The sequence below is a fragment of the Psychrobacillus sp. FSL W7-1457 genome (genome assembly GCF_038593405.1).
GTDB lineage: Bacteria > Bacillota > Bacilli > Bacillales_A > Planococcaceae > Psychrobacillus.
The window spans coordinates 3,212,766-3,224,875 of record NZ_CP151993.1; the positions used below are offsets into that span (position 1 = coordinate 3,212,766).

A 12,110-nucleotide genomic window follows, 5' to 3' on the forward strand; every position below is an offset into this window, starting at 1 on the left:
CTTTAAAATATGACACCAGCTTGTAAGATTATATTTGCATAAGGACTAGCCTCACCAGTTCTTATAATAACTTTAGATTGTCTAGTCATTGCTTTAAATTCTTCATGTGAGACTTCAGAAATTTGTTCAATGGATTTATTCACTATATAGTGCATTTTTGCATTAGCGACCTTCATCTCAGCAGCAACATAAGCCTTTTCCACTACTAAATCGTCTAACACAATTGCTAAAATTTCATCGAATGATGGTTTCCCAAGGATATAAGATAAATCAATGCACGTAACGCCATCAGGAATTGGTAATCCACAATCGCTTATTGTAATTTGATCGGTATGCCCTAGCTTTGCAAAAATTCCAGCTAAGTCACGATTTAATATGCCATGTTTTTTCAATTGCTAACACCTTCTAATCTTTTTACTACTTCCGTATGGCTTGGCATACCGCCTTGAGCCCCAAATTTTTCTACAGATAAAGAGGCAGATGCATTGGCGTAACGAACCGCTTCTTCTAAACTTAACTCTTGTCCAAGTGCATGAGCCAGTGCTCCGTTAAATGTGTCACCTGCACCTGTTGTGTCTACGGCAGTTGTTTTAAATCCGGGTACAAGTATATGGTTCGTTCCATTAAAATATCTAGCACCTTCACTACCTAACGTAACGATTAGCTTGTTTGGATATTTCTCTAAAGTTGCTTCCATATTTTGACCAAATATTAGCTCACACTCAGTTTCATTTGGTGTTAAATACGCAACATAGTCCATGAATTCTAGCTGAAATCCACTAGCTGGCGCAGGGTTAAGCAATACAGGGACGTTTAACTCTCGGCAAAGCTCTAGCGTGTATTTCACTACAGGAATTGAAATTTCTAGCTGCATAATAACAAACTTGCTTTGCTGAATTGTTTCTTTCATTCTTTTGATGTTTGCCTCAGTTAACAAATAGTTTGCTCCAGGGACAACGATAATTCTGTTATCGCCTTCGGATAATAAAATATTAGCGATTCCAGTGGCAGCATCCTCTGTTTGCATAACCGAATCGGTATTTACTCCATTTGCTTTAAGATCCTCTAATAATTCTCTTCCAAAGCTATCCGCTCCAACGCTAGCAAGCATATGTACATTGCTTCCTAAGCGTGCTGCCGCAACAGCCTGGTTTGCTCCCTTACCTCCGGGGATAGTCGTAAAGAGTTGTCCTAAAACTGTTTCTCCTTGGACGGGAAAGTTGTCTGTTTGCACTACAATATCCATATTCATACTTCCTATAACTGTAATCATCGTTGTCCACTCCTTGTCGTTCCCCGTTCCACTAGCTCTACAGGTACTTGAATCACTCTTTCTTCTATCTCAATTTCTTCAATGATTTTAATGAGTACACGGGTTGCCAAAGCACCCATTTTGTATATATCTTGGGCTACCGTCGTCAGTCCTGGAGTCAACATTCCTCCAAGTGAAATCCCATCAAACCCCATAATTTGTAGCTGGTCAGGAACACTAATACCTAATGAATGTGCAGCCTTCAAAGCACCCGCTGCAGATACATCAGTACTCGCAAATATGCCGTCTACACCCTTAATATCTGCTAAGAATTCCCTTGCAATCTTTTCTGACTCCTCAAAATGAAAGGGACTTTCAATAATATGAGTTTGTACTGTTTTTCCTTCGACAGCCTTCAGAAACCCAGTCAATCGATCATCAGCTGGACCGAGCCCTTTAGGCCCTCTCATAAATACAATATTTTGGCAGCCTTTTTCCAGCAAGTAATTCGTTCCCATCCGTGCTCCTTCCACATTATTGGAGGAAATGGTAGGAATAGATTCGTGAATCATCCGATCTAATGCCACAAGCGGTACTTTTAAATCTTCATAGTGGCTTGCACGAAGCTGGTTTGTCGTTACGATAAACCCTGCTACATATTTTTGCTTTAAAGTATCTATATAATGTATTTCTTTTTCAGATTTTTCATCAGAATTACACAAAACTACTGTATATCCATAAGATAATGCGATATCTTCAACCGCTCGAGCGAGCTCTGGAAAGAATGGATTCGTAATATCTGGAACAATTAACCCTATAAAGTTTGTTTGCTTTGTCGTTAAAGATCTTGCTACTTGGTTAGGTATATATTCTAATTTTTCAATAGCTCTTTTAATCTTGAGCTTTGTATCTTCACTGATATACCCTTTTCTATTTAAATAACGGGATACAGAAGCAACGGAAACACCAGCTTCTTTTGCTACGTCTCTAATGTTTGCCATCTGTTTTCCCCTTCTCCTTTAAATGTGTAACCGGTTACACACAATATAACAAGGAGTTTTCAAACTGTCAATAAAAAATTATACTACACTTTCCCTCCCCTACATTTTTGTTGTATAACAGTGCGTTCTCTAGCCTTCAAGGAACTTAAAGACCTATTATTCGTAATATTCATTGAATATAAAAATAAAACTAAAGGATGAAACCTATGATTTTTAAGATATGGAAGATTACGAAGCATATTGTTTTAGGAGTGGTTGCTCTATTTGTTCTATGGTTTGTTGGTCATCAGATCATGTCTTTATATGAAAAAAACAAATATGAAGCAATTGGCCAGCACGTTGAGGTAGATGGAAAAGAAATGCATGTCTATGAAAAAGGAGCAGGAGATAACACAATTGTTTTATGGACGGGACTCGGAACTGCTGCCCCTGCCCTTGACTTCGAGCCACTAGTGAAAGAACTATCAGTAGACAATAGAGTTATTGTTGTAGAGCCATTTGGATACGGCTGGAGTGAGAAAACTGATAAAAAACGTAGCGTGGAAAACATCACAGAGGAAATAAGGACTGCTATATTACAGTTAGATATTCAAGAACCATATATTCTCATGCCACATTCTATTTCAGGTGTTTATAGCATGTATTATGCGAACAAGTACCCTGAAGAGATAAAAGCGATCATCGGCATTGATCCAACCTTGCCCCAGGCTCTTGAGTACTTTGAAGAAGATGCTCCCACCATGCCAAAGGCTTTAAGCATTATTGCTCCTAGTGGGTTGGCGCGATTGGCTATGTACATTACCCCTGATAGTTTTTTACCAATAGCAGCGGAAAGTACATATTCTAAAGAAAACTTAAAGATGACTAAGCTTATTTCATCCTGGAGTGGATATAACCGAAATGTCATTAATGAAACCAACCTTATCCAAGAAAATATGGAGTTAACAAAGGAACTTACCTTTCCTCCAGATTTGCCTGTCATGATATTTACGAGTGACACCGAAAAAACAAATGAGGACGGTAAATCGAATATTACTTTTTATGAAACCCAATTAAAAGATAGCACTTTAAGTAAGCTTGTTCCTTTAGAAGGTCATCATTATTTACATTGGACCCAATCGGAAACAATTAGTGATGAGGTGAGGGAATTTATAAAGAGGATGGAGTAGAATTTTTGGAGGGTAGGGAAATAACTAATTCACGTCTTTACATTTTAAAGAGTAACTAATTTCTTCTCAATTATCGTTGTTTGGAGAGGAGGCGGCGACTCCTGGGGGAACAGCGCGAGCTGAAAGCCCCGCAGAAGCAAAGCGACGAGGAGATTGAAGCCGTGCCCCCGGAAAGCGTCCGCTGTAACGGAAAACAACTATATATTATTTTGATGAGATTTTTGTCCCATCCTCTATCCATTTATGGAGTATATTTTTCAGAGACCTTCACTACAACTCCATCTTCTAAAGTTATATCATATGGTCCTTTTACAACTGCTAAATAAGAAACGAATTCCTTTTCCTCTACTTGCTTTGGTTTGGCTGTATCGTCTTGATTAACCAAATAGAACTCAGCATTTTCCGCTAGCTTTAAGCTTTCTGCCTTTTGTGATTCATCGTAAATCATAAATCCAGTAGCTAAATCCTTTTCCGTATCTAGCCCTAGTTCCTTGATACGATCTGTATCGGATTCCTCAATCCACTCTACTTCATCAATGATTAGACTTTTATTTGCAAGATCGAAGTCTCTTACGTAGGCTAGCATTTCTTTTGACTCTTCCTTTGCCTCTTCTTCCTTCGGCTCGTCGCTACAAGCACCTAACAGTAAAAGTGCTCCTAAAGTTGTAAGGAGAAGCATAGACATTTTATTTGAAAGTAGTTGTTTCATATTCAATCATCCTTTCTTGGTAAGTGATTAGACGGAAAAACAAGTAAAAAGTTCTACCTATTTTAAAAATTTCAACTTCCAAGATATAAGTTTAATTTACTTTTTCTTAAAAAGAAACCATAAAAATATGAATATTATAAATGCAACAAATTCTAATGATAGAATATAGTACGGATATGGCCCAAGGAAATCCAACAAACTTCCTCCAGCTGGCTTCCTTTGTAGAAACATATAGTTTCCGTCCACAAGAGAGTTAATCCAAAAAACAAATGGTAGCAAAATATTTAAGGCAAGCATCGTTGTAAGAATTCCCTTAAAGGTCGGTCGATATCCTTTGACCCAAGTAAAGTAGAACGCTGCCAGTATGATCCCCGCATGTGTATAAAAAAAATGAAAATATCTAAAGTGAGGGTAATTCATATCCAATACAGGTGTAATCATGGCCTGTATTGCACCACCTATGCCCGCAAAAAAAACAAACTGATAAACTAAACGATTACCCGTCCATAGCAGAACGATTGTCAGTAGAAGGCTAATACTGCATAGTTCAAGAGGCAGTGAATTCCTTAGCTCCCATCTGTCTGTTTGAATGAGCCAAATATGATATAAAATATCCATCACTAACAACGACAAGCCAAATAGACGTTCACCTCGAAGAATCCCCTTCTCAGATTGTGGCCAACGATTCCTTGTGAAAAAAAGAAGAAGTATGAAAAGAATAAATGCAGCTATCGCACTCCAATGCTCGACTGAAAACATGATAAATCGCTCTTCCAACTAACTCACCACCCAATTTTATTACTATAATACTATTCGAGTTAGCTAGAGTATTTACCTTTATCTATTTGGTTAATATTGAAGCAGTAAATATTTGTGGGAACCTATTTTTTATGGGGACCGACCGATTATTTGCTGGAACCGACCGATTTTTCGTGGAAACCGACCGATTATTTGCCGGAACCGACCGATTTTGCGGGAAAACCGACCGATTATTGGTAAGAACCGACCGATTCCTAATTTTTGGTGTGCTGTTCTATGGTAGCTACGATTTCTGCAACACTTAATGTGCCATCCACTACTAAATCAGAATTAGGCATTATCGTTTTTAGCATTTCTAGATATCCCGCTCTCCCACCAGCATTGTAATTTTCCATATCTTTTATTATTTCCTCTCCAGATTTCCCCTGGAAATCCCTCAACACTCTACGTGCCATTGCAATATCCAAAGGGGTATCTATAAATACAGTCATATCAATATAGACGCTTCCTGCCTTATGCATTTTGGCGAAAGGACAATCTAACACAATATACTCCAATGGTTCTTCGATTAAATTTATTAAGTCCTTTTTGAAAGGGGCTATATCCCACTCATCATAATTAGCACCTCTTATTATCCATTCTCTGAAATTATGTGGACCACCTAATTCATAATCATCAAAATAGAGTGCCTTAGAATTATGTAATGCTTTTATTAGTTGTTTAACTACTGTAGTTTTCCCCCCGCCTGAGACTGCTGCTACAGAAATGACAAATGGTCTTTTTCTTTTATTCATTTTTTCTCCTTAAAATTTAATATTTCCATTAATGATGAGGTTAAATGACTATACATAGAAAAAAATTAGTTAAAAAGCGCATCTCTATGCTCACTTACTTTTGATACTATATCTAATAATGAATTTGCTAGTTTCGATTAACCGGGACTTTTTAATCGAAACTTATACCTTCGACATCACACCTCAATTTGAAAAAGAATTGAATACTTTCATGCTCATTTTTGATAGGTTCCTTGAGTTTCTGCAATGTCCTTTTTCCTACTCGTCTATCAATTACAGCAAGAATCTTTATGATTATATCAGCTGACTTTAAAGACACTTCAATTGGTGTAGTAAAGTACTCTTCCAATGCATCAAAAAAATCATATTGTGCTAGGATTCCTTCTTTTTTAATTATATTATGAGCCTGCAATCCAACTTCCCAATTTAACTTTCGATTATCAATATCATATTGGATATTTTGTTTCTCTCTAATATCCCATTCTTTAATATGCATTGTTCTTGCAGCAGTAATTGTACACATACTTAATATTTCCTTTTTGTCGACTGTAATAACAGCTCTTCCCAACTGGTCATGTGCTTTGCGATAATTAATAATGTGAAAATCAATTTGATCTTTTAATGAGTCACAGGTAAAACTTTTCAAATGTTTTTTTACTTTACTCCATTTCGGACTATACATTTTATACCCCTTTATCTTGTAGAGTTCTCTTTACAGCAATCATCAATTTAAGTGTAACATTTCAAATACGGTACTCCCTTATGAAATTAATTTTAATAAAGCTAGCAAAAAAGAGCATCGCTTAATAGCAATGCTCTCCTTTTGAACTAGACTTCTAGTTCCCAGCGTTTTTGTTCATCTTTTTTCATTTTATCTTCGATTTCTTTTGGCCATGTAGTACGGTATTTGTGGTTATCTGCCGGGATGATCTCAATCATTTTATCAATCATGTCTTGAGGGTCATATTGATTCTTCAAGGACTCCTCTTGCTCTTTCATGTCTTCCTTCTTCGTAAAATGTTGCTCTTCATTAAACCATTTATATTTTTCCTCTGCGCTTCGATCGTTAAAGCCTGTATTATATGGGCCTGGATTGATCGTAGCTACCTGAACGCCAAATTCCTTTAACTCCTGCTGCATCGTTTTCGCAATTGCTTCCACTGTATGCTTAGTTGCCGTATACGGTCCTACATATGGAGTAGCAGATAGACCTGCCACGGAGCTAAGGAAAACAATTTTACCGCTCCCTTTTTTCACTAGCTTGCGTGCTGCAATTTGTGCTGTCTCTAAAGTAGCAAATACGTTCACTTCGAATAATGCACGAAAACGATCCATTGGCACCTCTGCAAGTGGTCCACCTTCATTAATAGCAGCATTTGCTACAAATATATCAAAGTCGTAGTCTTCCATTTGGGCCCGATCTCTCGCATTCGTTATATCTAATTTAAAAATTTCCATATCTAAACCTGGTTCTCTAGCTTCTCTAAGTAAATCTGTTTTTTGGGAAGTCGTTTCGGTGGTTGCAATTAAGCGATGCCCTTTTTTAGCTAGTCCTATAGCAGTCCCTCTTCCAAGGCCACTTCCGGCTCCAGTGATAAAAATTGTTTTACTCAATTGTATTCCTCCTAACAAAATAGTAGTCTATTTCTTTTCTTCCCTTTACAGACTAGCTAAAACATAGATACCTATCAGCTACCGACCTGATCCAATTCCTCCTAACTCCATTTATTCACCATTACACGGTCATACTGATAACGTCTAATAATAATGCTTAGCTTTTGATGCCATTCATTACAAACTCCCTTAGCCTCTTCGTATTCCTCATATTCCTTGTACTCCTCTTTATAATCTTCCAAGTAGGTAAAATAGTGAATAGGCTCCGACAAATCATCCGTGACGATTTTAAAGCAAAGACTGAATTCTAGCTCCTCTTCCTCTTCCTCGTCTTCTTCCTCATACTCTTCTTCTAGTTCTTCATTTTCCTCTTTATCCTCTAACTTAATCTGGCTACTTAGTATTCCCTCTTTAGGGAATACGGATATCGTTTTTCCGTCTTCTATTAGGGCTGCCTCTAATACTTTATTAAAAGATATATCTTTTATTTCAAAATCACTTCCTAGCTCGTCTCTACTAGCTATATAGAGAATTTCCGTGACTTCATTTATGAGTAAAGCATTGAGATTATTTGGTGTTACTAGTTTCTGAGTATGTGGAATTTCGTCTAGAATCTCTTCTGTGATTCTTCTATTCTCTTCATTAATCTCTTCATTTCTCCTCTTCCATTCCCAAGTCCCCCAGAAAAACAAGGCAACTGAAATAATTAAATATAAACCTATCGATCGCATATGGTCCATTGAAAAAGACAGGAAAAAATAAATAGCGCTAAGTAGATAAATTACGATAATTTTCATATGCACTGCCCCTTATTTTTAAACTTCTTATATAGACTTTATTCAATAGATTATAAATTTATACTTCTAATCTCATAGTTAATGCTCCAAGGAGACAAATTTATATACTTTATGTAAAATTAAGGAATGAGTTAATTTCCATAGGGGGTCTTATTATGAAGGAGCTTGTAGTTTATCAAAGTAAAGGAAAACAATTAAAGTTTGTTTTACTTGCATTTGTCATGGTTGCAGCTAGTTTAGTAGTCTTCCTGACGGGACTTGGGAGCCAAGATTCAAGGAACATCATTTTTATAGCTATTGGTGTAATCGGAATACTATTTTTTGGTTTCTGTCTTTTGTATATAATTAAAGATTTCATTGTTGGAAAGAAAATACTTGTTGTGAATGAAAAGGGGTTTTATGATTATTCCTCAGCAATTGCTAGTAAGGATTTTATCGGATGGGAGCGTGTCCAGGAATTAGGTACATACACTATACAAGGACAAGTATTTATAACTGTCTTTTTATTCGATGGTGATGAGTTTATAAAATCTCTACCCGCCATGAAGAGGACGGCGATTAAGGCTAATATAAAACTGGGTGCTGGACACATTAATATTAATACACAAGCAGCAAAAGGAATTACTCGGGATGAGATTCTACATGAGATGAGCATTTATTTCGATGAATATTTAAGAAAATCTTCCATAGTGGTTGAGGAAATTAGCATTTAGTAAAGCATATGTTTTTCATGGATAAAATTAAAAGGCATCCTTTGATTTTCTAGGGATGCCTTTCATTTTGCTTTATAAGTATTTAGACATTGTACAACAATTCTAATGTTCGCGATTGATAAGATAGTTTAAAAAGTGTTTTAAGAAGGTTGTATCTATAGAAACGTTTTGAAGAACATCCATAGCTAGACAGTAGTTCTCCCACATTTCTATAGTGGCACCCTCCTGACCCATAATAGAAACGAACGTCGTGCTATTGTTTTCTGCATCTCTACCTAGCCCTTTTCCGAGTAGCTCTGCATCTCCTTCTACATCAAGCAGGTCATCTTTAATCTGAAAGGCGATGCCAGCATAACGAGCAAATTTCTTTAGAGCAACAATCTCCTGTTCATTTGCTTTGGCTAAAATCGCAGGCATTACCAAGGCGGCTTCAAATCCTATTCCTGTCTTATAAAAACATAAGGTATTTAACTGCTCCCTCGTAAGTGTTCTATTTTTAGAGTCCAAGTCCATCGCCTGACCTTTACACATTTCAGCTATTGTGTGGGAAGAATATTGAATCATCTGTAGCACAATATTTGCATCAAATTGTTTTAAGTTAGTTTGCTCCTCAATAGCTTTTTGAGTGAGGAAAAGACCTGTCAGCTCCGCAACAGCTACGTTATAAACTTCATGCAGAGTAGAACGTCCACGCCTTATTGGAGCATTATCCTGGGCTGGTAAATCGTCAAATATAAGAGAGGCAGTATGAAGATATTCCAGTGATTTTAGTAGTGGTGTAATAGATGCAGCATTTAACTTGTAAACCTTCACGCCCATAAACCATGCTACGATTGGTCTTAGCCTTTTGCCATCTCCTTGTAAGCTGTAATTGGTCGCTTCTGTTATAGAATCTTCGAAATCAGTATTGTTAGAAGCAGAAATGGACAATATCTCGTTAATTTCACTACGAACTACTTTTATCGTATTAGAGAATTCCTCTCTTTCTTTACTTTCACTCTTTAATACTGTAATCATATGATCTCTTAGTAATTTATCAAAGAAGTCCACGTCATCTGCTTTTCGAATCATCTTTTGTAGAAGCTTATTAAAACCTGGCGTCCCGAAACGAAAGAGATCCATAATTTCCTTGTATTTACTTTTGCCTACTCGCTTCTTTAAACGTTTAAGTCCATTAATAGCTCGATCTAATATTACTTCTCGTGTTTGTTCGTCGGAATGATAGACATTATGAATTAAATTACTAATAACAGCCCAATACAATTCAAAAGGGTTGATCAGGTCTGAACGCTCTTTATGATACTTTAAATAATACGTATAAGGAGTCACTGCTCCATCCTTCATATCTTCGAACATATCAGCGAAATCATCTGAGAGCTGATTATAAATACCATAAAAAAATGTACGGTCATCCATCTCTTGATTGTCAGAAGTACTAAGCACTGAACGAACAATTAGCCTTGATGAAGAGGCTTTTAATATGACCGGTATATAAAGTTGCTGATTAGTATAGCTCGAATCCATTAAACTCTTATCACGATCCACTTCCTGCGAATGAAAAAACACATACGCTTGCTCAAAGAATTTTTGCCTTGTCTCAGGTCGCTGATTTTGCTCAATATACTGAAAAGCCTCTCCAAGCTCTTGGTGTATATAAGTTATCAACTCTGCATTTTCGCCAAGCCACTCTCCTAGTACAGGCACAATACCCGTAGTGAGTGTTGTTCTTATTAAATTGGCATATTGTTTTTCCTCTTCATTTGAAAGTATTTTGGCATCTAGCAAATCATCAATAAATGGATAGGTTAATCCATAGGAATAACCAAGTCTAATCGCCTTGTCGAGCCTCTTAGCACGCTCGTCAGGAGATACATCTCTGTCCATCTCTTCAATCTCTTGCATGATAACTCCTGCTATAATTTTAATAAGTTTTCGCTGTGCGTGTTCTGCATCCATCCCTTTTGGTATATGGCTAGACACTTGCTTTAGCTTGTTTAATAACCAAATATAAGTTAATTCTACATTCTCATTTTTGGCCATACGATACAACTCGACCGCATTAAATCCTGCTACTTCCGTTTCTTCCCTACTTGAATTGGTAAGCTTATCCTTTAAGCTACTTACTACATCCGAAATCCTGTCTTGAGTTTCATGAGAATCAAGAGATTTTCCTAGATCACGGAGAAAAATGTATGAAATGCTTCGATTTAAGTAACTGTCTAGCTTACCTCTGTAATTTAAATACTGTATGTAATGGTTAAAATCCTTCGTATCAGCGTTTCCTTTTGTCTTTGTAAAAAGGGATAGTATGGGATTATTAACATGATTAGATTTCCAAATCCTTATATCTTCCGTTAAAAGGGGGATATAGGTTTTTTCCTTAACCTGTATATGAAGCTCCTCAAAATATTGGTCAGCTTTCTGATTGGCTTGCCTATAGCATTCATCGGCATTTATTATCGAGTTTAATTGAATATTCATCTGTCACCTTCATTTACTTTTTTTATGATTTCCTAGTAATTATAACCTATATTTCATTCTCAGTTTTCATCTAGTTACTTACAATTTATTCTTAAGGTCAATCCGAAATGCCTAATTTTAAGAGGATAAAAAATAAGAAGGCAGCTACCTCTAGGGTTGCCATTCCTTCCCCCTTTACTTAACAATAAAAAAATCCATCTAGCATAAGCTAGATGAATTTTTCTATTCTTTATTAAACCATAGCTCTTCTTGGTCATCCTCATCACCATTATAATTGATGAAAATCTCTTCTCCGGCTTTAATATCGGTATACGCATAAAAGTCGAAAGTCTCGTTTTTAAAATTAATCTCGTAGGTAGCATTTGGCTCATACGAATGGTTAAAAAGCATTCCATAGCCAAGTAGGATAGCTGACCTACCAATACCATATTCAAAGGCATAATCACCTAGTGTAGTTTTTTCTATATACTTATGTTGCTCGTTTGGATAAGAAATGACCGGTGCCTCATGTAAAAGCTCACCTTTTTTAATATCTTTAGTTGCAAATAACCCTCTATTAAATTCGCCATCACTTACTTCAGACTTTTTTACTTCAATCATGTAGTTCTCCTATTCACGTTAAAATTTACTTATTAAGGATACCATTAAACACCCTTTCTTGCTCTAATAATGATTGATTATCTTACATTCGTAAATAGCACTCGATATAGGGTACGTCACTTCGTATAGATTAGATGCTCTTGTGGAATGGACGGGATAATATTAATTATGATTAAAAAGGATGCTCTCATCAGTCATAGTAACCTTGAGAGCATCCTTTT

Annotated in this window: 13 protein-coding genes; 2 read left to right on the forward strand and 11 right to left on the reverse strand. The window is 36.5% G+C overall.

From position 1 onward, the window contains the following. Window positions 1–2: 2 nt before the first annotated feature. From rbsD to NSQ95_RS15820, 3 genes are read right to left on the reverse strand one after another with little or no spacing between them, the layout of a single operon-like run. On the reverse strand, window positions 3–392 hold the full coding sequence (rbsD, locus tag NSQ95_RS15810) for a D-ribose pyranase (protein ID WP_342559934.1): 390 nt from the start codon (window positions 390–392) through the stop codon (window positions 3–5). Beyond that, window positions 389–1,273, reverse strand: a complete 885-nt coding sequence (gene rbsK, locus NSQ95_RS15815) for a ribokinase (RefSeq protein WP_342559935.1) — start codon at window positions 1,271–1,273, stop codon at window positions 389–391. Before rbsK ends, rbsD begins: the two co-directional genes overlap by 4 nt. Next, window positions 1,270–2,253, reverse strand: a complete 984-nt coding sequence (locus NSQ95_RS15820; protein WP_340882163.1) for a LacI family DNA-binding transcriptional regulator — start codon at window positions 2,251–2,253, stop codon at window positions 1,270–1,272. Before NSQ95_RS15820 ends, rbsK begins: the two co-directional genes overlap by 4 nt. 206 nt (window positions 2,254–2,459) lie before the next feature. On the opposite strand from NSQ95_RS15820, the gene NSQ95_RS15825 reads away from it, so the two are divergent. Further along, window positions 2,460–3,422: an alpha/beta hydrolase gene (locus NSQ95_RS15825; protein WP_342559936.1), complete on the forward strand. Its 963-nt coding sequence runs from the start codon at window positions 2,460–2,462 to the stop codon at window positions 3,420–3,422. Between the two features lie 241 nt (window positions 3,423–3,663). On the opposite strand, the gene NSQ95_RS15830 is transcribed toward NSQ95_RS15825, so the two are convergent. The 6 genes from NSQ95_RS15830 to NSQ95_RS15855 form a co-directional block, all read right to left on the reverse strand. Next, the gene (locus NSQ95_RS15830) at window positions 3,664–4,131 is read right to left on the reverse strand and encodes a hypothetical protein (protein WP_342559937.1); all 468 of its coding nucleotides are present in this window, start codon (window positions 4,129–4,131) and stop codon (window positions 3,664–3,666) included. A gap of 96 nt (window positions 4,132–4,227) precedes the next feature. Next, window positions 4,228–4,908: a TIGR02206 family membrane protein gene (locus NSQ95_RS15835; RefSeq protein ID WP_340882159.1), complete on the reverse strand. Its 681-nt coding sequence runs from the start codon at window positions 4,906–4,908 to the stop codon at window positions 4,228–4,230. Window positions 4,909–5,144: 236 nt separating this feature from the next. Then, the gene (locus tag NSQ95_RS15840) at window positions 5,145–5,684 is read right to left on the reverse strand and encodes a hypothetical protein (protein WP_342559938.1); all 540 of its coding nucleotides are present in this window, start codon (window positions 5,682–5,684) and stop codon (window positions 5,145–5,147) included. Between the two features lie 151 nt (window positions 5,685–5,835). Further along, the gene (locus tag NSQ95_RS15845; RefSeq protein WP_342559939.1) at window positions 5,836–6,366 is read right to left on the reverse strand and encodes a hypothetical protein; all 531 of its coding nucleotides are present in this window, start codon (window positions 6,364–6,366) and stop codon (window positions 5,836–5,838) included. A 146-nt stretch (window positions 6,367–6,512) separates the two neighbouring features. Next, complete coding sequence (locus tag NSQ95_RS15850) at window positions 6,513–7,298, reverse strand: SDR family oxidoreductase (protein ID WP_342559940.1); 786 nt, start codon at window positions 7,296–7,298, stop codon at window positions 6,513–6,515. Window positions 7,299–7,399: 101 nt separating this feature from the next. Then, window positions 7,400–8,095, reverse strand: coding sequence for a hypothetical protein (locus NSQ95_RS15855; RefSeq protein WP_342559941.1), 696 nt, complete (start codon window positions 8,093–8,095; stop codon window positions 7,400–7,402). 155 nt (window positions 8,096–8,250) lie between these two features. Here NSQ95_RS15855 and NSQ95_RS15860 point away from each other — a divergent pair, with 155 nt between their 5' ends. Continuing rightward, entirely contained in the window at window positions 8,251–8,808 is a 558-nt protein-coding gene (locus NSQ95_RS15860; RefSeq protein ID WP_340882151.1) for an STM3941 family protein, read from the forward strand. Between the two features lie 102 nt (window positions 8,809–8,910). On the opposite strand, the gene NSQ95_RS15865 is transcribed toward NSQ95_RS15860, so the two are convergent. Both NSQ95_RS15865 and NSQ95_RS15870 read right to left on the reverse strand, forming a co-directional pair. Further along, window positions 8,911–11,289 (reverse strand): polyprenyl synthetase family protein, encoded by a 2,379-nt coding sequence (locus NSQ95_RS15865; protein WP_342559942.1) that lies wholly within the window; start codon window positions 11,287–11,289, stop codon window positions 8,911–8,913. Window positions 11,290–11,511: 222 nt separating this feature from the next. Beyond that, on the reverse strand, window positions 11,512–11,889 hold the full coding sequence (locus tag NSQ95_RS15870; RefSeq protein ID WP_169360402.1) for an SET domain-containing protein: 378 nt from the start codon (window positions 11,887–11,889) through the stop codon (window positions 11,512–11,514). Between the last annotated feature and the right edge of the window lie 221 nt (window positions 11,890–12,110).